This window comes from Pantoea sp. XY16 (genome assembly GCF_025153065.1).
Lineage (GTDB): Bacteria > Pseudomonadota > Gammaproteobacteria > Enterobacterales > Enterobacteriaceae > Pantoea > Pantoea alfalfae.
Genome location: NZ_JANZNP010000016.1, coordinates 58,067 through 83,386, shown reverse-complemented (window position 1 = coordinate 83,386; position 25,320 = coordinate 58,067). Strand labels below are relative to the sequence as shown.

Sequence of the window (25,320 nt, the reverse complement as noted above, 5' to 3'; positions counted from 1 at the left end):
TCAAAGAAAGGGAAACTACTGACTCTACAGGATTGACCTGTTTCATGGAGCCAGCGTTTCGGGTGCGAAAAAAGGGTTCGCAACAGAAAAAAGATATTAAATTCAGAAGATTAAAAAAGACAGGCCTGATAAGGAAAACGTGACAGACACGCATTACAGAAGAGTCCGGAAATGATTATTTATCCATCTTTACGTAATAATGAGGCCAGCCACACGCTTAGAACACCCTGCACGCTGATGCAGAAGAGAGGTCATTACTCAGAGAATGAACAAAGCGCCATCGCTGACGCTTCATCTCAGACCTGAGGAAAAGATCTTACTCAATATTTTGAATCTGCTCGCGCATCTGTTCAATCAGCACTTTCAGTTCGATAGCAGAAGTGGTGATGTCGGCGTTGATCGACTTCGATGCCAGCGTATTCGATTCACGATTGAACTCCTGCATCATGAAATCGAGCCGACGGCCAACCGCTTCTTTCTTTTTCAGGATGTTGTAGGTTTCTTTAACGTGCGCATCCAGGCGATCCAGCTCTTCGGAGACGTCAACACGCTGCGCCATCATCACCAGTTCCTGCTCCAGGCGATTGTTTTCCAGCTGGACTTCAGCATCTTCCAGTTTGGCGACCAGACGCTCACGCTGCCATTTGATGACTTCAGGCATCTGCGCCCGCACTTTGCTGACTTCCTGCGAAACTCCTTCCAGACGCTGCTCAATCATCGCTTTCAGTGCGGTGCCTTCGCTTTCGCGTGCCGCAATAAAATCATCCAGCGCACTATCCAGCGCCTTCAACAACTGCGTGTTAATGGCATCCAGATCCTGCTCCTGTGCAGACATCACACCGGGCCAGCGCAGGATATCCAGCGGATTAATCGCGCCTTCATCGCTCTGCATTTTCACCCAGTTGGCCGCCTGCACCAGCTGTTTCGCCAGCGTTTCATTGAGCATCAGCTCGCCCTGCGCGCTGGGGTCGGCATCAAAACGCAGGTTGCACTCAATTTTACCGCGCGTCAGACGCTGGCGAATGCGTTCGCGGATAACCGGCTCCAGCCCACGAAACTGTTCCGGCAGACGGATGTAGGTTTCCAGATAACGCTGGTTAACAGAACGCAGCTCCCAGGCGGCGCTGCCCCATTCGCCTTTGGCTTCGCTGCGGGCATAAGCGGTCATACTGCGGATCATAAGCGGTACTCATTTGCGGAAAGATGGGTGAAGTATAGCGAGGCGAGCCACGGCATAACAGGCATAAGCGTCTCACCGGAAAATAACGAACCATTTCCGCTTTCTGCGAGAGCCACTTATGATGACCACTGACCCCTTGTGAGGATGACCGATCTATGTCACGCGTTATTGCCCTTCCTGTTGTGATGGCTCTGTTGCTGGCGGGTTGCCAGACGCGCCATGCGCCGCCCACGAAACCGCAACCCATCTGTGCGGGTGGCGACATGATGATGCAGACCACGCTGTGGTTTGGACTGAGCAAGCCAGATGGCGGCAGGGTGAGTTCACTCGACTGGATGAACTTTGTGGACAATGAGGTCACGCCACGCTTCAAAGCGGGACTGTCGATTTATGACGCTAAAGGGCAATGGCTGGGCGAGAACGGCAAACTGGCACGGGAGAACAGTAAAGCGCTGATGCTGATCCACGGTATCGATCCTGCCACCAATCAGGATATTGAGGCGCTACGCACACTCTATAAGAAACGCTTTGCTCAGGAGTCGGTGATGCGGGTAGATGCACCCGTCTGCGTCGGATTCTAGAATGAACGCGGGCGGCAGCGAGGCCGCCCGCTGAATAGTCAGATAAACAGACCGGCAAAAGCTGCAGAGAGCAGGCTCACCAGCGTGGAGCCATAGACCAGCTTCCAGCCAAACCGGGAAACCACATTCCCCTGTTTTTCGTTCAGACCTTTTATGGCACCCGCCACAATGCCGATCGAGGCAAAGTTAGCAAAGGAGACCAGGAACACAGACAGAATACCCAGCCCGCGCGCACTCATGCCCGCCGCGACTTTCTGCAGCTCAATCATCGCCACAAACTCATTTGCCACCAGCTTGGTCGCCATGATGCTGGCCGCCTGCAGGGCATCCGCTTTGGGAATGCCGATCAGCCATGCCAGAGGATAGAACAGGTAGCCGAGCAGTTGCTGGAAGCTATAGCCAAAGACCGCCGCAAACACGGCATTCACGGCAGCAATCAGGGCAATAAAGCCAATCAGCATCGCCAGAATGATCATCGCCACTTTGAAACCAGCCAGGATGTACTCGCCCAGCATTTCAAAGAAGCTCTGCTCTTCATGCAGCTTTTCCAGCGCGATAGGCTGCTCATCCTGGCTTTTTATCGGGTTGATGATCGACAGGATAATAAAGGTGCTGAACATGTTAAGCAGCAGTGCGGCAACCACATACTTCGGTTCAATCATCGACATATAAGCACCGACAATCGACAGCGAAACGGTGGACATAGCGGTCGCTGCCATGGTGTAGAGCCGACGCGGCGGGATATCACCCAGAATCCCTTTATAGGCGATGAAGTTTTCCGACTGACCCAGAATCAGCGTGCTGACGGCGTTAAACGACTCCAGTTTGCCCATGCCATTAATTTTCGACAGCAGCGTCCCGAAAATACGGATCAGCAGCGGCAGGATGCGCCAGTGCTGCAATATGCCGATCAGTGCGGAAATAAAGACAATCGGGCAGAGTACGCCAAGGAAGATAAATGCCAGCCCCTGTTTGCTCATTCCGCCAAACACGAATTCTGTACCCTGTGCGGCAAAGCCCAGCAGCGTCTCAAAGAATCCCGCAAACGAGCCGACCAGCGCCAGCCCCCCGGCAGAGTGAAGGAAGAACCAACCCAGCGCGGCTTCTGCCACAATCAGTTGAACAATAAAGCGCAGGCGAATCTGTTTACGGTCATGACTGACCAGCAGCGCAAGGGCAAAAATCACCACCAGCGCCAGCAGGAAATGAAGAATGGCGGCCATATGTCTTTTTTTATCAGAGAGAAAGGAAAGCGCATTTAGCCACAGCTGGCAGGGAATTTCATCTGATGCCTGCGTCAGACCGGCGCAAGAGACAGCGGGCAAGGAAGTCCGTATAATGCGCAGCCAATCATTAGCAAGCCGGAGAATACCCATGCGTCCAGCAGGCCGTAGCGCACAACAGGTGCGTCCAGTCACATTGACCCGCAATTACACCAAACACGCAGAGGGTTCCGTTCTGGTGGAATTCGGCGAAACGAAAGTGCTTTGCACTGCCTCCGTAGACGAAGGGGTTCCGCGTTTCCTCAAAGGCCAGGGCCAGGGCTGGGTCACGGCTGAATATGGCATGCTGCCGCGTTCGACCCACAGCCGTATGGCGCGTGAAGCTGCAAAAGGCAAGCAGGGCGGACGTACGCTGGAGATTCAGCGTCTGATCGCCCGTTCACTGCGCGCCGCGGTTGATCTTAAAGCGCTGGGTGAATTTACCATTACGCTCGACTGTGACGTAATTCAGGCCGATGGCGGCACTCGCACCGCCTCAATCACCGGTGCCTGCGTGGCGCTGGCTGATGCGCTGAACAAGCTGGTAGCCAGCGGCAAGCTGAAAGCCAATCCGATGAAGGGCATGGTCGCGGCGATTTCAGTAGGTATCGTTAAAGGCGAAGCACTGTGCGATCTGGAGTACGTTGAGGACTCCGCGGCAGAAACCGACATGAACGTCGTGATGATGGAAGATGGTCGCATGATCGAGGTGCAGGGCACTGCCGAGGGCGAACCGTTCAGCCATGAAGAGCTGCTGACGTTACTGGCGCTGGCACGCGGCGGCATTGAGGAATTGATTCAGGCGCAGAAAGCAGCGCTGGAAAATTGATGTAACAGGCGACCTCAGGGTCGCCTTTTCTTTATTTGAGGAGTGAGAAATGAAAGCCTGGCAGCGTCAGTTTATTGAATTCGCCCTGAACAAGCAGGTGCTGAAGTTCGGTGAGTTCACTTTGAAGTCAGGGCGTAAAAGCCCCTATTTCTTTAATGCCGGTCTGTTCAACAGCGGACGGGATTTAGCGCTGCTGGGACGCTTCTACGCGCAGGCGCTGGTGGATGGCGCTGTCGACTTCGATCTGCTGTTCGGTCCGGCCTATAAAGGCATTCCGATTGCGACCACCACGGCGGTGGCGCTGGCGGATCATCATGACCGCGATGTGCCTTACTGCTTCAACCGCAAAGAAGCCAAAGATCACGGCGAAGGTGGCCTGCTGGTGGGCAGTCCGCTGCAGGGCAAAGTGATGCTGGTGGACGATGTGATCACCGCAGGCACCGCAATTCGTGAGTCGATGGATATTATCGGCGCGCACAACGCTACTCTGGCAGGCGTGCTGGTCTCGCTTGATCGTCAGGAGCGTGGACGCGGAGAAATGTCGGCGATTCAGGAAGTGGAACGTGATTACGGCTGCAAAGTGACCGCGATTATCACACTGGCCGATCTGATTAGCTGGCTGGAAGAGAAGCCGGAGATGGCCGATCATCTGGCTCAGGTTCGTGCCTATCAGAAAGCGTACGGGATTTAACAGAGGCGGGCGCAATGCCCGCCTTCTTTTACGCTTTACGCCAGCTGCGCGGCAATCAGCGGCCAGCGAGCCTCAAAGTCTGCGGTAGGACTGAAACGAAACTCAGAACGGACATAGCGCGACAGTAAACCTTCACAGAATGCCAGCAGCTGGCTTGCCAGCAGCGCCTCATCAGCCTGAAAGGCTTCGCCCTCGCGCATTTTCCGTTCCCGCATCACCTGTCGCAGCTGCACTTCAATCCGCTCAAATAGCTGATTGATGCGTCCCTGCAGTCGGTCCTGCTCAAACATCAATGCATGGCCGGTCAGGATGCGCGTCAGTCCCGGATTACGCTCACCAAATCCCAGAATCAGTTGCACGATCAGACGCAGACGCGTCATGGTCTCTTTTTCATCTTTGAGGATCAGATTGATGCGGGTAATCAGACTGTCTTCGATAAACTCAATCAGGCTATCGAACATGCGTGTCTTACTGGGGAAGTGACGATACAACGCCGCTTCGGAAACGCCTACCGTGGCTGCCAGTTTGGCGGTGGTAATGCGCTGACTGCCATCACCCGACTCCAGCATCTGTGCCAGCGCCTGCAAAATCTCTTCGCGACGGTTTCGCTTCGCGACTTTTTTTTCTGCCATGACCTTAAAGACCCCTGAAATTCACCTAAAAACAGGCAACACCTACGCATCTGCCACAGGAACGCGTCCCATGGCGATGAGGAAAAATAACGGGCGTAAGTGAAAGTCGGTAATGCGGGTTACTGGCGACCTGAATGGCCGAAGCCGCCTTCGCCGCGCAGGCTGGCGTCGAAATCGTCGACCAGGTTAAATTCCGCCTGTACCACCGGTACAAAGACCAGTTGTGCCATGCGATCGCCGGGTTGCAGAGAGAAACTTTCCTGGCCGCGATTCCAGACCGAGACCATCAGCTGTCCCTGATAGTCGGAGTCAATCAGCCCGACCAGGTTGCCCAGCACGATGCCGTGTTTATGGCCAAGACCTGAGCGCGGCAGGATCACAGCGGCCAGATCGGGGTCGGCAATATGAATCGCCAGGCCGGTCGGGACCAGCGTTGTGGTGCCTGGTGCGATGTCGAGAACATCATCAATGCAGGCGCGTAAATCTAACCCAGCGGAACCTGAAGTCGCGTAGGTCGGCAGTGGAAACTCTTTGCCGACGCGCGGGTCCAGGATTTTAACGTCTATTTTTTTCATCATAACGGCTGACAATCTCGTCTATTAATTGTTGGCCAAGGAGAGACTTATCGCTGAGCGGTAAGCGTTTTTCTCCATCCTGCCAAAAAAGGTGAAGAGCATTGGTGTCGCTATTAAATCCCTGTCCGGCTTTAGCGACATCGTTAGCGCAGATCAGGTCCAGATTCTTGCGCACCCGTTTTTGCCGGGCGTATTCTTCCACATTCTGTGTTTCAGCAGCAAATCCAACCACAAATGGCCGGTTTTCCTGAAGTGCGGCGACCCCGGCAACAATATCGGGATTCTTTACCAGGTTCAGCGTGACGTTATCATCGCCGCCCTGTTTCTTGATTTTATCGGTCGCAATATCGGCTGCCCGGTAGTCTGCCACGGCTGCGCTTGCAATGAAAATATGTTGTTTAGCTATCTCGCTCATGACGGCGGCCTGCATCTCCAGCGCGCTGGTAACGTCAACGCGTTGCACACCCGCTGGTGCCGCCAGGCTGACCGGACCACTGACCAGCGTGACCTGTGCGCCGCGTCTGGCAGCGGCAGCGGCAATCGCAAAACCCATTTTGCCGGAGCTGTGATTCGTGATGTAGCGCACCGGATCCAGCGCCTCACGTGTCGGACCGGCGGTTATCATAATGTTGAGATGTTGCAGATCGTTGACGGGTGCAGCCCACTGCACCGCATGGTCAACAATCGCCAGCGGATCAAGCATCCGGCCCGGCCCGACGTCGCCGCAGGCCTGGCTGCCGCTGTCTGGCCCCCAGATCAGCACGCCACGCTCATGCAGCGTCTGCAGATTATGCCGGGTCACCGCCGCACGATACATCTGCTGATTCATAGCGGGCACCACCGCCACGGGTGAGGCCGTCGCTAATACAGCAGTGGTCACCAGATCGTTTGCCATACCGGCAGCTATACGGGCAATCAGGTCGGCAGTGGCCGGTGCCAGTACAATCAGGTCGGCCCACTTTGCCAGTTCAATATGACCCATTGCGGCTTCCGCTGCCGGATCAAGCAGATCGTCAAACACCGGATAGCCGGAGACGGCCTGCAGGCTGAGCGGAGTAATAAAGGCCTTTGCCCCCTCCGTCATCATTACGCGAACATCAGCGCCGCGATCGCGCAGGCGACGTACCAGCTCAGGTGCTTTATAAGCGGCAATACCGCCACTTACGCCAAGAAGAATTTTTTTGCCGGCTAATCCCATCATGATGTTGGCCTCACTAAGCTCTCTGCCGCTCGCGGCGGCGAATGCACGGACTTTATCACAAAAGCGTGGATGCGCCTTTTCACCAACTGCGTTTGCGAGCCGTCTCGAAGATTGATACGCCACTGATAGCGGCATGCTTCAGGATGGGCCACTCTGAGGTTCATCTCAGGGAGAGCAAAGATGAAAATCAAGGGACCACGGGAAAAACTGCAGAAACTGGGCGCGCATTCGCTCAGCGATACCGAACTGCTGGCCATCTTTCTCCGCACTGGCTCGCCGGGGCAGAACGTCCTTGAACTGGCCGGGCAGATGCTGGAGGGATTTGGCTCGCTTTATCAGCTCATGACGTCAGACAAAGCGGCATTTTGCAAAATTAAAGGTGTCGGCGATGCCAAGCTGGCGCAACTGCACGCGATTGCCGAACTGGCGAAGCGCTTTTTCGCCAGTAAGCTGGCGCGCGAAAGCGTCATGGAAAATCCACAAATCACGCGCCAGTATCTGCAAAGTCTGTTAGCCCATCAGGAGCGTGAGATCTTTATGGCACTGTTTCTGGATAATCAGCATCGGGTGCTGCGTGCACAAAATATGTTCTCGGGTTCCATTAACAGCGTGGAAGTTCACCCCCGCGAGATTGTCCGGGAAGCGCTGAAGCTCAATGCCGCCGCCCTGATACTGGCGCATAATCACCCGTCGGGCATGGCGGAGCCGAGCCGTGCAGACCGTGAAGTAACCCATAAAGTCAGCGAAGCCTGTCAGCTACTCGACATCCGTCTGCTCGATCATCTGGTGATTGGTCATGGCGAATATGTCTCCTTTGCGGAGCGGGGATGGCTCTGACAGCGGGAAATTTCACGCCAGGTGGCGGCTTTTTGCCCGATCATTCGGGATCTTTATCTGTTCGGGACTTGAGCACTTGGGCTGAGCGGCGTATACTACGCCACCTTTGAGAATCTCGGGTTTGGCGGTTAGGCCAGCTTAGCGGGTTCCATGGAACTCGCCTGGCGGGCTGCAAGCCTGACGAGGCGGCCAAAACCTAATTTTTAAAGCTCGAGCTGATTTGATTTTTGGAGATATAGACATGTCACGAGTCTGCCAGGTAACTGGAAAGCGTCCGGTAACGGGTAACAACCGTTCCCACGCAATGAACGCGACGAAACGCCGTTTCCTTCCGAACCTGCACTCACACCGTTTTTGGGTTGAGAGCGAGAAGCGCTTCGTTACTCTGCGTGTATCTGTTAAAGGTATGCGCATTATTGATAAAAAGGGCATTGATACGGTTTTATCCGACATGCGTGCCCGTGGTGAGAAGTACTAAGGTACTAAGGAACTGAATCATGGCTAAAGGTATTCGTGAGAAGATCAAGCTGGTTTCCTCTGCTGGTACAGGTCACTTCTATACCACCACGAAGAACAAACGTACTAAACCAGAGAAGCTGGAACTGAAAAAGTTCGATCCGGTTGTACGTCAGCATGTGATCTACAAAGAAGCTAAAATTAAGTAATTTTAGTGTTCTGCTAAAAACCCGGCTCCGGCCGGGTTTTTTGTTTGTGTAAAACGCTGAGGAGAGGGTATGCCAGAGTTGCCAGAGGTTGAGACCAGCCGCCGCGGTATCGAGCCGCATTTGGTTGGTGAAACCATTCTTCACGCCGTGGTGCGTAATTCACGTCTGCGCTGGCCTGTTTCGCAGGAGATCCTGGCGCTGAGCGATCAGCCGGTGCTCAGCGTGCAGCGTCGGGCAAAATATCTGCTGCTGGAACTGCCGCATGGCTGGATCATTATCCACCTTGGCATGTCGGGCAGCCTGCGCGTGCTGTCAGAAGAGCTGCCAGCAGCGAAGCATGACCATGTTGATTTAGTGATGAGCAACGGCAAAGTACTGCGCTACACCGACCCGCGTCGCTTTGGTGCCTGGCTCTGGAGCAGCGATCTGGCGGGCAGCAGCGTGCTGGCACATCTCGGGCCGGAGCCGCTCAGCGAGGCATTTGACGGGGCTTACCTGTTCGATAAGTCACGCGGCAAGCGGACGCTCATCAAGCAATGGCTGATGGATAACAAAGTGGTGGTGGGCGTGGGCAACATTTACGCCAGCGAGTCACTGTTTACCGCCGGGATCCTTCCCGATCGTGCCGCAGTAAGTCTGTCGCAGGCTGAAGCGGAGCTGCTGGTCAACACTATTAAAGCGGTGCTGTTACGTTCAATTGAGCAGGGCGGTACTACGCTGCGCGACTTCTTACAGACCGACGGCAAGCCTGGCTATTTTGCCCAGCAACTGCAGGTTTATGGCCGGGCAGGTGAACCCTGCCGGGCATGCGGTACGCCGATTGTCAGCGGCAGGCATGGGCAGCGCAGCACCTACTGGTGCCCGAGCTGCCAGCATTAAGCCAGTTTAGCCAGCAGTGCCTGATGCACCGGCGCGGGCAGAAAGGCGGAAACATCGCCGCCGTGACGCGCCACCTCTTTGACCAGCGAAGAGGAGATGAACGAGAAGCCTTCAGACGGCATCAGGAAGACACTCTCCAGCGTGGGCAGCAGGTGACGATTCATCTGCGCCAGCTGCATTTCATATTCAAAGTCTGACACCGCACGCAAGCCACGGACCAGCACATTCGCCTGCTGGTCACGGGCGAAATTCGCCATCAGGTCGCTGAAGCCGACCACCTCAACGTTCGGCAGATGGGCAACCACCTGACCGGCCAGCGCCACGCGTTCATCCAGGCTGAACATCGGTTTTTTACTGGGGCTGGCAGCAATGGCCAGAATCAGCTGATCAAACATCTGCGCTGCCCGCGTCACGATGTCGAGATGACCGAGCGTTACAGGATCAAACGTACCGGGATAGATGGCTTTAGTGGTCATACTCGCCCTTTTGCCGAAGCGTGATTCAGCGCCCAGAGGGCTGAATATTTATTGAAGGTATATTGCGCGTTGACTACCGCCAGAATCCAGCCCTGTTTGCCGTCGAGAAAACCGGCACGCAGCAGCAACGTTTTCACAAACGCGCCCAGCGTATGGCTGAACACAGAAAAGAGGCCGCAACGCTTACCGCGCTGATGACGTTCCGTGGCCCAGGCTTCTGCATAGGCCAGTTGCTTACGCTGAAAGGCGATTAAATCGCGGCAGGTCAGATGTTCCAGATCGCCAGGCAACGCCACCACCGGCGCACCGTCACTCTGCAGTGATTCATGCACCAGATTGTCATTGTAACGGAAGGTGCGTGGATAGAGGCGCATCACGCGGTCAGGATACCAGCCACTGTGGCGCATAAAGCGGCCGAGGAACAGATTACTGCGGCCCAGGCTGTAAATCGTGCGGCTGGGTGGGGCGACCAGAACCTGCTCAATCGCGGCGCGCAGTTCGGGTGAAACGCGCTCATCCGCATCGATCATCAGAATCATATCGCCGGTGGCATAGTGCTGCGCACGCTGGCGCTGAATGCCATAGCCTTGCCAGTCATCACTGCGATAGACCTGCGCCCCGGCCTGCGTGGCGATCTCAACAGTGTCGTCACTGCTGCCAGAATCCAGCACAATAATTTCGTCGGCCCAGCTGACTGAGGCCAGACAATCCGGTAACAGCTCCGCTTCATTTTTGGCGATCATTACCACGGAAAGACGCTGGCGTGCTGACATTAGTGGGCCCGTGGTGGCAGATGCGGTTCGAGTAACTGTAGCAGACGCTGAAGCGCACCCTGGTTCTGGTGCAGTACGTCTACCGCATGGCGTCCGTAATAACGGCGATAATCATCATCCTGTAACAGGTTGGTGACCTCTTTTTCCAGTGAAATTACGTCGGTGACGGTAATCAGACCCTGGCCTTCCTGCAACTTACTGCAGATATCTTTGAAGTTCCAGATGTGAGGCCCCATCAGCACCGGAAGCGCATGGGCAGCGGGTTCCAGCGGGTTATGTCCGCCCCGCTCAACCAGGCTGCCGCCGACAAACGCCAGATCGGCGATGCCGTAAAGCAGCATCAGTTCACCCATTGAGTCGCCGATGACCACCTGCGTGGAACCCGAAGGGATCTCACCGCTGCTGCGCAGGATAAAGCTGAAGCCGCGTTCCTGCGTCAGTTCGCGCGCATCGTTAAAGCGTTCAGGATGGCGGGGAACCAGAATCAGCAGCAGATCCGGAAACGTCTGCAGCAGGCGACGATGGGTATCCAGCACGATGGCCTCTTCGCCTTCGTGCGTGCTGGTGGCGATCCACACCGGGCGACGCGGCGCCCACTGGCGACGCAGCGTTACCGCTCTGGCGGCCAGCTCTGGCGTCACAGAAATATCAAACTTCAGGCTGCCGGTAATCGCCAGCTGTGAACGTTTCAGGCCCAGACTCAGGAAGCGGTCGCCATCTTCCGTATTCTGTGCCGCAATCAGCGTGATGCTCTGCAACAGCTGGCGCATGAATTTCCCCAGCTTGCGATAGCCTTTGGCGGAGCGGGCCGAGAGGCGGGCATTGGCGATCACCAACGGAATGTTACGCTGGTGCAGAATGCGGATAATATTTGGCCACAGCTCCGTTTCCATGATGATCACCAGCCGTGGATTAACCGTATCCAGAAAACGATTAATCGAACCTGGCAGATCATAAGGCAGATAGACGTGATGCACATCTTTGCCAAAAGCAGATTGCGCCCGCTCAGAGCCGGTCGGCGTCATGGTCGTGACGGTAATCGGCAGGGTGGGGTAACGATGACGCAGTGCGCGCACCAGCGGAATCGCGGCCAGCGTTTCACCCACAGAAACCGAGTGCAGCACAATGCCGTCGGGCTTCACTTTGCCGACACAATAGCCATAGCGTTCTGCCCAGCGTTTGCGATAGGCAGGCGCTTTACGACCGCGCAGCCACAGGCGCAGCCAGATCAGTGGCTGAATGAAGTAGAGCAATGCGGTGTAAATGGTCGTCATAGTTACCGTTACGGCAGGTTCGCGTCTAAAAACAGATTAAAATGAGATGGCGGCATGTTATCAGAAACCCCGCATGCACTCATCCCGGATTGTCAGTTGCTACTCAGTACCTGCTGATAAAGCGAAGTCAGCGCCTGCGCCAGCTGTTGTGGACCATAAGGTTCAATTTTGCGCCGCGCTGCGTCACCCATTCGTGAATCGACAGAAAGCGGCGGTATTGCATTAACCGCCTGATTCAATCCATCGATATCCAGGGCATCACAGACGAAGCCCTCCTGACCAGCGGTAATAAATTCCGCGCCACCGCAACCGGTGCTGGTGATTACTGGTAAACCGCAGGCCATTGCCTCCAGCACCACATTCGGAAAGGGATCATAGAGCGTGGGCAGCAGCAGGCCATCCGCCGCGTGATAGAACGGCTGCACATCCTGCTGTACGCCGACAAAGCGCAGGCGGTCCAGGCAGTGAAGCTGGTTTGCCAGCTGCTGGTAACGTTGTAATTGTTTATCCTGACCCACCACAATCAGATAACGATCGCTGGCAGCCAGCGCCTGTATCGCCGCTTTCAACCCCTTGCGTTCAAAGCCGGAGCCGACATAAATCAGTACGGTAGCGGCATCGGGCAGCGCCAGCTGCTGACGGGTGGCGCGACGTGCAGCTTCCGTGGCGGGCTGGAAACGGCTGGCGTCGATAGCATTATGAATAACGTGGATTTTTCCGGCGTCGAGCGAGAAACAGCGCAGGATATCGCGCTTAACCATCTCTGAATTACAGATCACCGCTTTCAGCGTTGGAGAGTTAAACATCTCCGCTTCCGCCTGCAGAACATAGCGATGGTAAGGACTGAGCACAGCACTCAGCCGTTGCGATGATGAGACGATGCGGGCGCGCTGTTCCAGCCACACGCGATGCACGCCATCACCCGCACGGAAAATGTCACAGCCGGCGATGCGCTCATGGCTTTGTACAATATCGAACTTTTCGCGCTCCCAGCAGGCGCGTGCTGCCCGGGCAAAACCGCGCTCACGTGAGACCCGGCCCAGCTTTGCCGGATTACAGATATGCAGATGCCAGTCTGGATTGGGCGTGCCCTGCCAGCTGCGGGTAATGATGTTGAGATCGAGCCTTTCGCTGCCCAGCGCTTCCAGGGCGCGTGAGATAAAACGTTCAGCACCGCCATCCGGACGATATTTCTGCCGGACAATCGCCAGCCGTAACTTACTCATTCAGGTAGCTCCTCGCTGCCGCGACCACATCCTTTACCGGAATGGCCGAGAGATAACGCTGGTCAGTTTTGGTGTCGATGGAATCGGGTGAGGGCAGCGGGCCATAATCACCCGCCCAGATAACATGATTGTTATCACCCCAGGGCCGCCAGTGCTGTAGCTTGGTCGGACCAAAAAGTGCGATACAGGGTGTTTCAAGCGCGGCAGCCATATGCATTGGCGCAGAGTCGACACCAATAAACAGTCGGGCATGATCGATCAATGCCGCCAGCTGCGGTAGCGTGAACTGACCCGCCAGCGAAACCACGTCAGGCGACGCACAGCGCGCGCGAATGCGGTTAATCATTGCCAGCTCCTGTTTGTCCGGCCCGGCGGTCAGCACCACTTTGCGGCCCGGTTGCGCCAGCTGCTCAAGTGTGGCCGCAACGCTCTCTTCTTCCCAGCATTTAAAGCCCCAGCGCGAAGTCGGCTGCACCACAATATAGGGCGCGGCAATATGATGTTCTGCCAGTCGGGCCAGCACGATTTGCCGATCAGCGTCGCTGTAGTGCATGGAGACACGTGCGCCATCGCTGCTGATGCCGAGGGGGGCCAGCGCCGACATGTTCTGTTCAACGGTATGCAGTTTGCTGTGATTGTGTGTGGGGACCAGTCGGTTGTGGCACCAGCGCCACAGGGCGTTATCGCGTTTTTTGAACGCAAAACCGATACGGACGGGTGCCCCGGACAACCGCGTAATCAGGGCCGCGCGCCACTGATCGGCCAGGTTAATCACCAGATCATAATGCGCGTCACGTACGGCGCGAATCAATGCACGCTCATGGCCCAGCTTGCGCCAGGTTCCCTCCTGTTTCCATTTGCGATCGATGACGTGCAAATGGCGGATGGCCGGATGCGCTTCCAGCATCGGACGCGTTTCCTGATAGAGCAATACGTCGATGCTGGCCTGCGGGTAACGCTGACGAAGCGCATTAATGGCGGGCGTTGTGAGCAGCATGTCACCATGGTGGCGCAGCTTAATCAGTAATATATTTTTTGGAGAGATGTTTGCTGGAGTCAGGCTGGCCATAAACAAGAGTTCTCAGAATTCAGTGAACCGATTGTAGGGCAAACCCTTTTTAGGATAAAGCCAGCCTCAAAGGTTATTTATCACGCCAGCGATAGAGCCGTGCCAGCCATAACAGCAGCTGATACCACTGCTTAATTCCCCGGGCATTCCGTAGCATGCGCAGGTGCGTCCCGGTCGTGAACAGATCGGCAATGATCGCCTGACGTGCGCGGGCATCAGGCTCACGCCTCACACTGTGACAAACGCTCAGCGCTTCATGGGTTACCTGATAGTGAAACGACGGGTAGATTTTCACGCGGTCACGATAGCGGGTGTTAAGCTCTTCAAGCAGCCGCGCAATCTTCAGGTAGTGACGCTGATATTCAACGTTACGCTCGCCGGTACGTTTGCGGTTGCTGATTGAAGCATCGTGCATATAGTAGCGATAGAGCACTGCTTCAGTATACCGCACGCGTTTTGCCAGCAGCATAAACTCGGTGGTCCAGGGAATATCCTGATGATGCAGGCCCGGCTCAAACTGTAAGTGATGCTGCTCAATCAGTTCCCGGCGATAGATGCCCAGCCAGACCACATGCATATAACGATGCGTTTTCAGCGCGGTATTGAGCCAGTCGGCACCGCTCAGTACCGGTGTGCTGCGCAGGCGATCCAGCGGAATCAGCGGTTTTACCCGCTGACTGTGTTTAAAGAACCACTCGGCGTTGCACTGGGCAGCATCCAGATTGTCCGCTTCTGCCATCGTCACCAGCGTCTGATACATATCGGGCTGCATGGTGTCATCTGCATCCGGAAAGGTGACATATTTCCCGTGGGCTATCGCCAGACCAGCGTTACGGGCGCGCGACACGCCGCCGTTTTCCTGATGAATCACACGAATATGAGAGTGCTGCTGTGCATACTGGTCAGCGCGCTCACCTGAGCCATCGGTTGAACCGTCATCGACAATGATGATCTCCAGCGAGGTCAGCGTCTGCGCCAGCAGTGACTGCATGAACTCATCAAACATGCTGCCCGCATTGAACATCGGCGTAATGATACTCAGCAAAGGAGAAGTACTCATCACGCTATCTGCACCCGCGTTGAATCCATTGCGAAAGGGCGTTGCCTCGTCATAAATCATTTCCAAATCAGCAGAGTGGAATCAGGAAGTTCACGATTATAAGACGGTGTGGCTTTCCTGCTTTACTAAAAACCACGTCCGCCAGTAATAATGCGATATATGCGCTTTTTTTACGCAACGTGGTCGTGCAGGTAAACAGATTATTATGTCGGCCTGCTGTCAGCGTCGTTATTACAGAGGTCATGGCAAACAGCCAGCGGGATAAATGACGGGAAAGTCAGGCGCTGAAATAACAGCGCCCGCATCAATCTGATAAACCTGAGCGCGCTACTGCTCGCTCTTTTTAAAAAACTTGAGACTGACATACTTCATCATCCAGTTCAGGCTTTCGCCATACTGTTTCTGATGCCATTTTACGCGGGCGAATCGCTTCATCTCTTTATAATGTTTTGGCGTATCAAGCGGTTGTGAAGCCCAGGGTGAGCGCTGGTAATAGCTATAGTAGCGCTCGGAAAGATCGCTGCCAGCCCATGCATGCCAGGGTTTGCATTTACCGGTGTAGTGAATCATCACCGTCTCTTCAGGCACGCCCGAGTGATCCCAGACTTTATTGGCGATGATGTCGTAAATATGGTTATAGCGGTCCGGCAGGATCAGAATCTCACTCTCCAGCACAATATTCAGCGCATCCTGATCCGGGAAACCAAACGCTGCGCCTCGCGTCACCAGCACGTCGGTAATGCGCGCGGTGGTCTGCCTTTCGAGCCAGCGTGGAATATTGATCAGCATAAAGCCGGAGTTAAAATAGTGGTGATGCTTCAGTCCCAGCCTTGCGCACTGGTTCTGCCGCGCCCGTGGTGTGTCGTTACAGGCCGCCAGCGTATAATCCGTGATATCCAGGGCGAACAGAGGAGAGTAATCGCCCACCACCAGGGTATCCGCATCAATATAGATCACCCGATCGCTATAGCTTGCCACAGTTTCAGGGATCAGAAAGCGGTAGTGGATGCTTTTAGGATAGCGGCCCACAGCAGGCAACTGATCAACCCAGGCACGGTTAAAGATATGCAGCGTGATCGCCAGACGATGGCCCGTGGCCAGCGATCGCAGTTTTTCCACATCCTCTTCGCAAAGCGAGTCTGAAAAAACATGAGCGTGGAAAGCGGTATCAGGATGATGGCTGAGAAGTGAAAACAACGTAATGCCCAGGCCACGCGCGTAGGCGTAGTTGATGCCAAACGCAACATGAACCGGATTATCATCCGTGTCAGCAAGCGTGTTAACCAGCAGCTGACTTTGCTGAACGGCCTCAGCAAGAGGGGTAATTGCCATTACGCTTCACTATTCCAGATTATGAGTAATAAACGTTTGTATTCTAGTCAGTTTATCGTGATCCAGCCCGAATAATTTTTCAGCAGGCTGATCAAACTGAAAACGGGTGGCAAAAACGAACGTCGACGCAGCAATATTATCCGGTCCGATAAACAAAACGTTATTGACCGGACGCTGTTCCCGGACTTCACACGGGCCATAAAGCATGATCACCGGTATCTGCTGCGCATCCGCAATATAAGCATTGCCAGAGTCAGAGGAGATGTAGAAATCCATCTGTGCAATGGCCCACGGAACCTCTTCCAGTTTTAGCTCACCAATCAGACTGACGATATTCTCTTTCGGGCCGGTCAGGCTCAGTAACTCATCCAGCCACGGCTGCTCAGCCGGTGGGCCAAACACATAAAAGGTGCAGGGCAGGTCAGCCAGCGACGCCATCAGCTGCTGCCAGATGCTGGCAGGAATGGTTTTAGCCCGATTACCGGCAGAAATACTGATGCCAATTTTAATGCCGCTGCGCGGATTAAGCAGCGCGGCGGGCGGCGCAGGCGGCTGCCAGAGCGGTGAGGTCGCATGCTTGGGGAAATCGGTGTAGCGGTAGTCCCGATTAATCAGCTTCAGGTAGCTGTCGAGCGTTAAATCCGTTTTGGTGTGGTCGACAATACCGCTGGCGCTGCGATAGAAGGTCTTATGGTAGGACTTACGCACATAGGTGCGCAGAAACTGCTTGTTCGGTGCGTTGCATAACGCGGCAAAGAACAGGTTTACGCTGTTTGGCTGCACCAGATAGACGTTGTCATAGCGATTCATCAGCGTGAACGCGAGCTTCAGTTTGGCAAAAAAGCTGCGCTTCGCCTCTTCAATCAGGAAATAGCGGCTGACCGTGTCATCGTGACGCGCCAGCGGCTCCACTGCTTTGCTGATCAGCAGCTCAGACTGACCCAGCGCACGCAGCATCGGGGTGATATTGATGAAATCACCAATCTTCGCCGTCTGAATGATCAGGCTGCGTCCCGTTGGCCGATAAAACAGCCGCATTATGGCCCGGAAAGGCAGCAACAGCAGGTAGATCAGCACATAGTTCATGGCATGTTTTCCGTAATAACGGCACGCAGTTTCTCTGCCACCGTGTCAGCAGTCAGCTCCGCCAGATTATGATTCGGGGCGCTCAGTGCCTGTTGGTTCTGCCCGTAACCGCCAATCAATCCGGGATCGGTCGGACCATACAGCGTGAGGTTGGGGCGATCCAGTGCCGCCGTCAGATGGCTTAATCCGGTATCCACTGAGACCACCGCCTGTGCGCCCGCCAGCTGTTGTGCTATCGCTTCCAGCATCAGCTTAGGCAGTACATCGACATGCTCAAATCCTTCTGCAAGGCGCTGCGCACGCTGATGCTCATGTTCAGCCCCCCAGGGCAATTTCACCCGCAGCCCGCTGGGCTGCATCTGCTCAATCAGCTCTCGCCAGTGTGATTCCGGCCAGTGCTTGTTGTCACGCGTCGTGGCATGCAGAAAGACCAGGTAATGATGTGCGTCAGCGGGCAGATGATGCAGAAAGTGTCCGGCAATCGCGTAGTCACCCTGGTTTTGCGGTTTTTCATAGCCCAGGCTTTTAGCGAACAGTTCGCGCGTCCGCTCAACCGCATGTTGGTGCTTACTGATTTCATGGCGGACGTCATACCACCAGCTGGCAAACGGCTCACGCGCGCTGCGGCTGTCCTGCCCATGCTTCACCCCTTTCGATAAGCGGGTAACCAGTGCGGCACTTTTGATTAGCCCCTGCGCATCAATGACGACGTCGTACTCACGCGACTGTAACGCGCGCTTAAACAGCACACGCTCTTCACGCTGCTGACTGCCAAACCAGTGTTTGCGCCAGCGGCGGATTGCGACCGGTAGCACTTTATCGACCGCAGGATGCCAGCCAGGGATCTGCGCGAAGTTCTCTTCCACCACCCAGTCGAAACGGATGCCGGGGATAGCATGCATCGCATCGGTCAGTGCCGGCAGTGAATGCAGCACATCACCCATTGAAGAGGTTTTAACAATCAGGACGTGCATGGCACCTCCTGTGGCGCGAGCAGTTCGCTCAGCGTCTGATGTACGCGCTCAGGCTGAATATCGATCAGGCTCTGGTGATAGCCCTGTCCGGCATCGCCTTTTCGCACTTTGTGATAGCCGGTAATCAGGCGAATAATACGTGCCTGACGCGCCAGCGGCGGCGTAAAGTCAGGGCTGCTCGGCCCATAGAGTGCCACCAGCGGACGGTCCAGCGCCGCAGCGATATGCATCAGGCCGGAGTCGTTGCTGACCACGGCGCGGCATTGCGCCAGCAGAATCACTGCCTGTTCCAGCTGGGTTTCACCGGCCAGATTACGACAGTGGCCACGCGCCTCTTCGGGCAGCGTAGCAATAATCTCGTCGCCGGTCGGGCGATCTTTGGCGGAGCCAAACAGCACAATCTGGAAGCCGTCAGCAATCAGCTGACGGGCCAGCGTGGCGTAGTGATAGTGCGGCCAGCGCTTGGCGGGGCCAAATTCAGCGCCCGGACAAAAACCGATGATCGGACGGGTCGCCGCGAGCTGAAACTGTGCGGCGGTCTCAATCTTTTCCTGCTCTTCAACCTGCAGTTTTGGCCACAACAGCGGCTGTGGCAGCTGCGCCGCCGAGGCAACAGGGGTGTCATAGCCCAGCGCAACGTAGCGCTCAACCATGAGTGGAAACGCGGCTTTATCCAGCACCCGCAAATCGTTCAGCAGGCCATAGCGCATTTCACCGCGCCAGCCGACGCGGCGTTTTATTCCGGCAAAGAAGGGGACCAGTGCCGACTTAAAGGAGTTAGGCAGCACATAAGCACGGTCGTAGTGACTGGCGCGCAGTACTTTTCCCAGCCGGCGACGCTCACCAATCTCCAGTGCGCCATGCCCGAGCGGCATCGCCAGCGCCTGATTTACCTCCGGCATGCGTGACAGTAATGGACGGCACCACGCGGGTGCCATCACATCAATCACTGCATCCGGATGTTCGGCCTTGAGTGTGCGATAGAGACTTTGCGACATCATCATATCGCCGACCCACGACGGGCCGATTACCAGAATTTTCATCGCCGGAGCAGCTTCCTTTATGCGTTGCGGTTCAGCCAGACCATATATTCAGCGACGCCCTGCGCCACCGTTTTAAATGGCTTGTCGTAACCGGCAGCACGCAATTTAGTGAGATCGGCCTGCGTATAGGCCTGGTAGCGTCCTTTGAGTTTCTCCGGGAACGGGATGTACTCGATCTGACCTTTCTGATGGAATTTCAGAACCGCATCAGCCACTTCCTGGAAGGATTCGGCGCGGCCTGTACCACAGTTATAAATCCCGGAGACGCCATTTTCCCAGCACCACAGGTTCACTTCTGCCACGTCATCAACGTGAATGAAATCACGCTTAAAGCCATCGCTGCCTTCAAACAATTTTGGATTTTCATCGTTGCTGATCTGTGTGTTCAGATGGAAAGCAACGCTGGCCATGCTGCCTTTGTGGCCTTCGCGCGGTCCGTAGACGTTGAAATAGCGGAAGCCGCACACCGGCGAGTTCGCTTCCGGCAGCATCTGGCGGACGTAGTGGTCGAACAACATCTTGGAGTAGCCATAGACATTCAGCGGCTGCTCATACTGACGCTCTTCGATGAAACTCTCGTTGCGTCCGCCGTAGGTGGCTGCGGAAGAGGCGTAAAGGAACGGGATCTCGCGCTCAAGACAGAAATGCAGCAGCTCTTTGGAGTACTGATAGTTGTTCTCCATCATGTACTTGCCATCCCACTCAGTGGTGGAGGAGCAGGCGCCCTGATGGAAGACCGCTTCGATCGGGCCTAAATCGTCGCCTGCGATCACGCTCATCAGGAACTCTTCTTTGTCCATGTAATCGACGATATCCAGGTCGACTAAATTGGCAAACTTGGTGCCATCCTTCAGATTATCCACCACCAGAATGTCGGTGTGACCGCGATCGTTCAGCGCTTTGACGATGTTGCTGCCAATCATTCCTGCGCCGCCAGTTACGATAATCATGTTGTTACCTTCAACGTTGTGGGGTGAAACAGGAGGTTTCACACACGAATACCTCACATCATAACATTTCATCAGAGTGCAGACAGCCAGATGACTCTGTAACGCGTTGTGCGTACATCGTCGCGGCGTGAACTATGCTGCAAAAATGACATTCTGTTGGGCGATTTATCGTGAAGAAGCGGCCTGTTCAGTAAGATATGCCAGATTTTTGCCATCTGAGGAGAGCAATGATGCCTGCGCAATTTTATCAACAACTTCGTCAGCAACTTGATGATGCACGTCAGGAAGGACTGTTTAAACAGGAGCGGATCATTACCTCTGCGCAGCAGACGGAGATCGCGGTTGGCAGCGAGCCGGCAGTGATTAACTTCTGCGCCAATAACTACTTAGGTTTAGCGAACCATCCGGCGCTGATTCAGGCGGCGAAAGAGGGGATGGATTCGCATGGTTTCGGCATGGCGTCAGTACGCTTTATCTGCGGCACGCAGGACAGCCATAAGCAGCTGGAAAAGCGGCTGGCAGAGTTTGTCGGCATGGAGGATGCCATTCTCTACTCCTCCTGTTTCGATGCAAACGGTGGCCTGTTTGAAACCCTGCTCGATGCGCAGGATGCCGTTATCTCGGATGCGCTGAATCATGCCTCAATTATCGACGGCGTCCGGCTGTGCAAAGCGCAGCGTTATCGCTACGGCAATAACGATATGGCGCAGTTGCGTGCCTGTTTGCAGGAAGCACGCGATAAAGGTGCCCGACATATTCTGATTGCCACCGATGGCGTCTTCTCAATGGATGGGGTGATTGCGAATCTGTCTGCCATTTGCGATCTGGCTGATGAATTCTCCGCGCTGGTGATGGTGGATGATTCCCATGCGGTGGGCTTTGTCGGGAACACCGGACGCGGTACCCATGAATATTGCGGCGTCATGGGCCGGGTCGACATCATTACCGGCACGCTGGGTAAAGCGCTGGGTGGCGCGTCCGGTGGCTATACCGCAGCAAAAGCCGAAGTCGTGGAGTGGTTACGCCAGCGTTCCCGTCCCTATCTATTCTCTAACTCGCTGGCGCCAGCCATCGTGGCTGCCTCGCTGCGGGTGCTGGATCTGCTCAGTGAAGGCGACGGACTGCGTCAGCGTTTGTGGGACAACGCCCGTTACTTCCGTGAGCAGATGACGGCGGCGGGCTTTACGCTGGCCGGTGCCGATCACGCCATTATCCCGGTGATGCTGGGTGAAGCCAGCGTCGCCCAGGAGTTTGCCCGCCAGCTGCAACAGGAAGGCATCTACGTGACCGGCTTCTTCTATCCGGTGGTGCCAAAAGGTCAGGCACGCATCCGCACCCAGATCTCTGCGGCGCACACCCAGCAGCAACTGGAACGTGCGGTGGCGGCCTTTACCCGCATCGGCAAACAACTGGGCGTCATCGCCTGAGGAGTCCGTCATGAAAGCACTCGCCAAACTGAAGAAGGAAGCGGGCATCTGGATGGTGACTGATGCCCCGGTTCCGGAGCCGGGTCACAACGATCTGCTGATTAAGATTCGTAAAACCGCCATCTGCGGCACCGATGTCCATATCTACAACTGGGATGACTGGTCGCGCAAAACCATTCCGGTGCCGATGATTGTCGGGCATGAGTATGTGGGTGAGGTGGTCGCGATTGGACAGGAAGTGAAAGGCTTTACGATTGGAGACCGGGTTTCGGGCGAAGGGCACATTACCTGTGGACACTGCCGCAACTGCCGCGCCGGACGCACTCATTTATGCCGCAACACGATGGGCGTGGGCGTTAACCGTCAGGGCTGCTTTGCGGAGTATCTGGTCATCCCCGCCTTTAATGCATTTAAAATTCCCGACAACATTTCCGATGAACTGGCGGCAATCTTTGATCCGTTCGGCAATGCAGTGCACACCGCACTCTCGTTCGATCTGGTCGGCGAGGATGTGCTGATCTCCGGCGCGGGTCCTATCGGCATCATGGCCGCCGCGGTCTGTCGGCATGTCGGCGCGCGCAACGTGGTAATTACTGACATCAATGAGTATCGCCTGGCACTGGCGCGGAAAATGGGCGTCACGCGCGCGGTCAATGTGGCGAATGAAGACCTGCGGGAAGTGATGCATGCGCTGGGTATGACGGAAGGATTTGATGTCGGGATGGAGATGTCGGGCGCACCTCCTGCTTTCCGTTCATTGCTGGAGGTGATGAATCACGGTGGGCGTATCGCGCTGCTGGGGATTCCGCCGGGTGAAATGGCAATTGACTGGAACCAGGTGATCTTTAAGGGGCTTTTCATCAAAGGCATCTATGGCCGTGAGATGTTTGAAACCTGGTACAAAATGGCGGCGCTGATTCAGTCCGGCCTCGATTTAACGCCGGTCATTACGCATCGCTACGGTATCGACGATTTCCAGCAGGGCTTCGATGAGATGCGTTCAGGACGCTCGGGGAAAGTGATACTGAGCTGGGATTAAAGCAACGGCCGCCGACGTGGCGGCCGCCTGATTAGCTTTGCTTCTTCTCTTCGTCGGTCAGGTAGCGCACTTTGCGCGTGTAATCCTGACCTTTAAAGTTCAGCGGCTGCTGCGGGTCGGCCAGGTATTTTTGCCATTCCGACAACGGGAATCCGCCATGCGCCCCAACCACATCCGGCGGGATGACTGCCGACTGACCGCCGATTTTTTTTGAGACCGGCCAGTTAGCCCATTCCCCCAGATTGACGGTTTTAATATCCAGCATGTCGAGCAACACTGCGAGCGGCAACTGGTCAGTAGGCGGCTGGCTGTCGTTCATTAAATTCCAGGTATCATTAAACAGCGTCAGCCACAGCGGCGAAATGCGCTGCCAGACTTCACGGGTGGCAGCCAGGTAAGCGCCATTCACATGGTCCACCAGATAAGGCCGGATACTGTGCGGATAGTAGGCGGGGATCGCTGCTTCCGGCGCACCGTCCAGCTTGGCAATCATTTTCCCCTGACGAAAGCTGGAATAGAGATGGCCTGGCTTCATCATGATCTGCGGCATCTTAAGCAGATTGAGGTCGGAATCGATCATCAGAATACCGTCGCCTTCTGCCTGTAAAGGCGCCTGCAACTTGATCAAACGACTGCGATAGATTTGCTTATAGCGATAATTTTCTTCCCGATTCGGAACATCCAGCGTCGCCACGCGGGTTTTAGCCGGCAGGCTGCCAAAGGCGTGCGCTGGCTGATCGCTGACAATCACGACCTCTTTTGTCCCCGTCGCGAAACGTGCCGCAAAATCGGCACTGAGCAGGGCTTCTTCAATATAGTCCGCGCCTGTGCAGGGGATCACGACAGACGTGACCGGTACAGTGCCCTGAACCTCTTTTTGCGAATAAGGCAGGTTATGGCGCGCCCTGATATGGCGGTAACGGGGATTTAAAAAATTAAGCATGAGGTTTCTTTTTGACGACGCTTTGCAGAATATTCTCGACGCCGCTGATATAAGTTTCAATGGCGTACTGTTCACGTACGCGTTTCGCTGCCGCATTGGTCAGGCGTTGACGCAATTCCGTATCCTGCCACAGTGCGGTCAGGTGCTGGGTCAGTTGTACCACGTTGCCGTAATCAAACAGCAGTCCGGTTACGTCATGACTGATCAATTCGGCAGTGCCGACCACACGGGATCCCACAACGGCGGTATTCACCAGCATCGCCTCCAGCACAACCCGGGGTAAACCTTCACTGCGTGAGGCCAGAATAAACGCATCAAAAGCCGTGAGGTAATCGAGAGCATTATTCTGAAAGCCCGTAAAAATCACGTGATGCTGGATGTTCTCTGCTGTAGCAAGCTGCAGCAGATGCTGAAGTTCCGGACCCGCGCCGACAATCACCATCCGCCAGTCTGCATCGGGATTGGCGCGTTTAAAACGGCCCAGCGCCTGCAGGATATGGTGATTAGATTTGCGCAATATCAGGGAGCCGATAGTGCCAAATACAAAGGTCGAAGGGGAGAGTTTAAAACGCTGGCGGACTTCAAGGCGGTCGGGCAGAGTCTGGTGAACGTCGATAGCATTACTGACGGTAAAACAGCGTTCTGCATCGATACCATGACGACGCAGGGTATTCCTGACGCCCTGCGATACGGCAATCACAGCCTGGCAATCCTGATTCACCATGCTCACCAGCCGCGGTTCCAGAACCGGATCGATACGGCAGTGTTGAACCACTGCAACGTCAAGGCTGCGCGCGGCCAGATAACCTTCCACATTGGTGCTGGGCTGGTTATTCATGTAGAGCGTGTCGAAATTACCCAACTGTAGCAGTGAATTGATTTTGCTGGCATTGGGCATAATTCGCCAGCGCGTATCAATCTCATCAATAGCGCGCTTCTTGAGCTTTTTATTGAAAAACAGCAGCGCGCGCACGGCTTCTTTAACAAATTTAGCCCAGCGTGGCTGTTTGATTTGCGGAATAAAAAAGACCGGAATGGCCAGCGCATTTAGCGTGGCCTCAATGGTTTCGTCGTTACCACGGCTGTAGTTGTGGTAGAAGCAACAGGTGATATCAAATTTTTGACGATCGATACGTTTCAGCAGCTCCAGCATACTGTTGGTGCCGCCACCCCACTCTCTGCCGTTATCCAGCAGCAGGATTTTTTGTTTATTTATCGTCATCCCTATCACTGTTTCCGCACAGCCCGTTATTGTCCGACCCTGGATTATAGTAATTTCTGCGTATAAATGAACGCTAAGCCGGAGACTTAGCATT

The 25,320-nt window shown here is 55.2% G+C and carries 27 protein-coding genes; 9 read left to right on the top strand and 18 right to left on the bottom strand.

The features are described 5' to 3' along the window. Positions 1–316: 316 nt before the first annotated feature. Entirely contained in the window at positions 317–1,180 is an 864-nt protein-coding gene (locus tag N1689_RS20035; RefSeq protein WP_161732937.1) for a YicC/YloC family endoribonuclease, read from the bottom strand. 155 nt (positions 1,181–1,335) lie between these two features. Here N1689_RS20035 and N1689_RS20030 point away from each other — a divergent pair, with 155 nt between their 5' ends. Then, a complete protein-coding gene (locus tag N1689_RS20030; protein WP_161732939.1) occupies positions 1,336–1,761 on the top strand; it encodes a DUF3574 domain-containing protein in 426 nt (141 codons plus the stop codon). 38 nt (positions 1,762–1,799) lie between these two features. Here N1689_RS20030 and N1689_RS20025 read toward each other — a convergent pair whose 3' ends face one another. Then, positions 1,800–2,984, bottom strand: coding sequence for a NupC/NupG family nucleoside CNT transporter (locus N1689_RS20025; RefSeq protein ID WP_260060026.1), 1,185 nt, complete (start codon positions 2,982–2,984; stop codon positions 1,800–1,802). A gap of 151 nt (positions 2,985–3,135) precedes the next feature. On the opposite strand from N1689_RS20025, the gene rph reads away from it, so the two are divergent. Then, positions 3,136–3,852, top strand: coding sequence for a ribonuclease PH (gene rph, locus N1689_RS20020; RefSeq protein WP_003851334.1), 717 nt, complete (start codon positions 3,136–3,138; stop codon positions 3,850–3,852). Between the two features lie 49 nt (positions 3,853–3,901). After that, on the top strand, positions 3,902–4,543 hold the full coding sequence (pyrE, locus tag N1689_RS20015; RefSeq protein WP_003851333.1) for an orotate phosphoribosyltransferase: 642 nt from the start codon (positions 3,902–3,904) through the stop codon (positions 4,541–4,543). A 35-nt stretch (positions 4,544–4,578) separates the two neighbouring features. Here pyrE and slmA read toward each other — a convergent pair whose 3' ends face one another. The 3 genes from slmA to coaBC all read right to left on the bottom strand — a co-directional run bounded on the left by slmA (position 4,579) and on the right by coaBC (position 6,951). Beyond that, positions 4,579–5,175: a nucleoid occlusion factor SlmA gene (slmA, locus tag N1689_RS20010; protein ID WP_010258372.1), complete on the bottom strand. Its 597-nt coding sequence runs from the start codon at positions 5,173–5,175 to the stop codon at positions 4,579–4,581. Positions 5,176–5,294: 119 nt separating this feature from the next. Further along, complete coding sequence (gene dut, locus N1689_RS20005) at positions 5,295–5,753, bottom strand: dUTP diphosphatase (protein ID WP_161732941.1); 459 nt, start codon at positions 5,751–5,753, stop codon at positions 5,295–5,297. Then, a complete protein-coding gene (gene coaBC / locus N1689_RS20000; protein WP_222924828.1) occupies positions 5,731–6,951 on the bottom strand; it encodes a bifunctional phosphopantothenoylcysteine decarboxylase/phosphopantothenate--cysteine ligase CoaBC in 1,221 nt (406 codons plus the stop codon). Before coaBC ends, dut begins: the two co-directional genes overlap by 23 nt. A gap of 180 nt (positions 6,952–7,131) precedes the next feature. Between coaBC and radC the strand changes: the two genes are divergently transcribed. From radC to mutM, 4 genes are all read left to right on the top strand, one after another. Continuing rightward, on the top strand, positions 7,132–7,788 hold the full coding sequence (radC, locus tag N1689_RS19995) for a DNA repair protein RadC (RefSeq protein ID WP_161732945.1): 657 nt from the start codon (positions 7,132–7,134) through the stop codon (positions 7,786–7,788). Between the two features lie 241 nt (positions 7,789–8,029). Continuing rightward, a complete protein-coding gene (rpmB, locus tag N1689_RS19990) occupies positions 8,030–8,266 on the top strand; it encodes a 50S ribosomal protein L28 (protein WP_013359508.1) in 237 nt (78 codons plus the stop codon). A gap of 19 nt (positions 8,267–8,285) precedes the next feature. Beyond that, on the top strand, positions 8,286–8,453 hold the full coding sequence (gene rpmG, locus N1689_RS19985) for a 50S ribosomal protein L33 (protein ID WP_001051798.1): 168 nt from the start codon (positions 8,286–8,288) through the stop codon (positions 8,451–8,453). 69 nt (positions 8,454–8,522) lie between these two features. After that, positions 8,523–9,332: a bifunctional DNA-formamidopyrimidine glycosylase/DNA-(apurinic or apyrimidinic site) lyase gene (gene mutM, locus N1689_RS19980; RefSeq protein ID WP_161732947.1), complete on the top strand. Its 810-nt coding sequence runs from the start codon at positions 8,523–8,525 to the stop codon at positions 9,330–9,332. Here mutM and coaD read toward each other — a convergent pair. The 11 genes from coaD to rfaD all read right to left on the bottom strand — a co-directional run bounded on the left by coaD (position 9,329) and on the right by rfaD (position 20,595). Beyond that, on the bottom strand, positions 9,329–9,808 hold the full coding sequence (gene coaD, locus N1689_RS19975) for a pantetheine-phosphate adenylyltransferase (RefSeq protein WP_161732949.1): 480 nt from the start codon (positions 9,806–9,808) through the stop codon (positions 9,329–9,331). The two genes, mutM and coaD, sit on opposite strands and share 4 nt — an antisense overlap. Next, complete coding sequence (locus tag N1689_RS19970; protein ID WP_253420500.1) at positions 9,805–10,581, bottom strand: glycosyltransferase family 2 protein; 777 nt, start codon at positions 10,579–10,581, stop codon at positions 9,805–9,807. Before N1689_RS19970 ends, coaD begins: the two co-directional genes overlap by 4 nt. Further along, positions 10,581–11,855 (bottom strand): lipid IV(A) 3-deoxy-D-manno-octulosonic acid transferase, encoded by a 1,275-nt coding sequence (gene waaA / locus N1689_RS19965; RefSeq protein WP_013359504.1) that lies wholly within the window; start codon positions 11,853–11,855, stop codon positions 10,581–10,583. Before waaA ends, N1689_RS19970 begins: the two co-directional genes overlap by 1 nt. Positions 11,856–11,947: 92 nt before the next feature. Beyond that, entirely contained in the window at positions 11,948–13,081 is a 1,134-nt protein-coding gene (locus N1689_RS19960; RefSeq protein WP_260060018.1) for a glycosyltransferase family 4 protein, read from the bottom strand. Next, positions 13,074–14,150, bottom strand: a complete 1,077-nt coding sequence (rfaQ, locus tag N1689_RS19955) for a putative lipopolysaccharide heptosyltransferase III (RefSeq protein ID WP_161732955.1) — start codon at positions 14,148–14,150, stop codon at positions 13,074–13,076. The genes N1689_RS19960 and rfaQ overlap by 8 nt, the downstream gene beginning before the upstream one ends. A 73-nt stretch (positions 14,151–14,223) precedes the next feature. Next, positions 14,224–15,210 carry a glycosyltransferase gene (locus N1689_RS19950; protein WP_311202151.1) on the bottom strand — a complete coding sequence of 329 codons (987 nt, stop codon included), beginning with the start codon at positions 15,208–15,210 and terminating at the stop codon, positions 14,224–14,226. A gap of 327 nt (positions 15,211–15,537) precedes the next feature. Then, a complete protein-coding gene (locus N1689_RS19945) occupies positions 15,538–16,542 on the bottom strand; it encodes a glycosyltransferase family 8 protein (protein WP_161732959.1) in 1,005 nt (334 codons plus the stop codon). A 9-nt stretch (positions 16,543–16,551) separates the two neighbouring features. Then, positions 16,552–17,628 carry a glycosyltransferase family 9 protein gene (locus N1689_RS19940; protein ID WP_161732961.1) on the bottom strand — a complete coding sequence of 359 codons (1,077 nt, stop codon included), beginning with the start codon at positions 17,626–17,628 and terminating at the stop codon, positions 16,552–16,554. Continuing rightward, positions 17,625–18,602: a lipopolysaccharide heptosyltransferase RfaC gene (gene rfaC, locus N1689_RS19935; protein ID WP_260060017.1), complete on the bottom strand. Its 978-nt coding sequence runs from the start codon at positions 18,600–18,602 to the stop codon at positions 17,625–17,627. The genes N1689_RS19940 and rfaC overlap by 4 nt, the downstream gene beginning before the upstream one ends. Continuing rightward, positions 18,590–19,645: an ADP-heptose--LPS heptosyltransferase RfaF gene (gene rfaF / locus N1689_RS19930; protein WP_222924832.1), complete on the bottom strand. Its 1,056-nt coding sequence runs from the start codon at positions 19,643–19,645 to the stop codon at positions 18,590–18,592. The genes rfaC and rfaF overlap by 13 nt, the downstream gene beginning before the upstream one ends. A gap of 17 nt (positions 19,646–19,662) precedes the next feature. Then, positions 19,663–20,595, bottom strand: coding sequence for an ADP-glyceromanno-heptose 6-epimerase (rfaD, locus tag N1689_RS19925; protein WP_161732967.1), 933 nt, complete (start codon positions 20,593–20,595; stop codon positions 19,663–19,665). Positions 20,596–20,825: 230 nt separating this feature from the next. On the opposite strand from rfaD, the gene N1689_RS19920 reads away from it, so the two are divergent. Together N1689_RS19920 and tdh are read left to right on the top strand one after the other, a co-directional pair. Beyond that, positions 20,826–22,022, top strand: a complete 1,197-nt coding sequence (locus N1689_RS19920; protein WP_260060037.1) for a glycine C-acetyltransferase — start codon at positions 20,826–20,828, stop codon at positions 22,020–22,022. Between the two features lie 10 nt (positions 22,023–22,032). Further along, positions 22,033–23,061, top strand: coding sequence for an L-threonine 3-dehydrogenase (gene tdh, locus N1689_RS19915; protein WP_161732969.1), 1,029 nt, complete (start codon positions 22,033–22,035; stop codon positions 23,059–23,061). Positions 23,062–23,092: 31 nt separating this feature from the next. Here the strand turns inward: tdh and N1689_RS19910 are convergent, their stop codons facing one another. Continuing rightward, positions 23,093–24,004, bottom strand: a complete 912-nt coding sequence (locus N1689_RS19910) for a hypothetical protein (RefSeq protein ID WP_161732971.1) — start codon at positions 24,002–24,004, stop codon at positions 23,093–23,095. Then, the gene (locus N1689_RS19905) at positions 23,997–25,226 is read right to left on the bottom strand and encodes a glycosyltransferase (RefSeq protein ID WP_161732973.1); all 1,230 of its coding nucleotides are present in this window, start codon (positions 25,224–25,226) and stop codon (positions 23,997–23,999) included. Before N1689_RS19905 ends, N1689_RS19910 begins: the two co-directional genes overlap by 8 nt. Positions 25,227–25,320 lie beyond the last annotated feature (94 nt).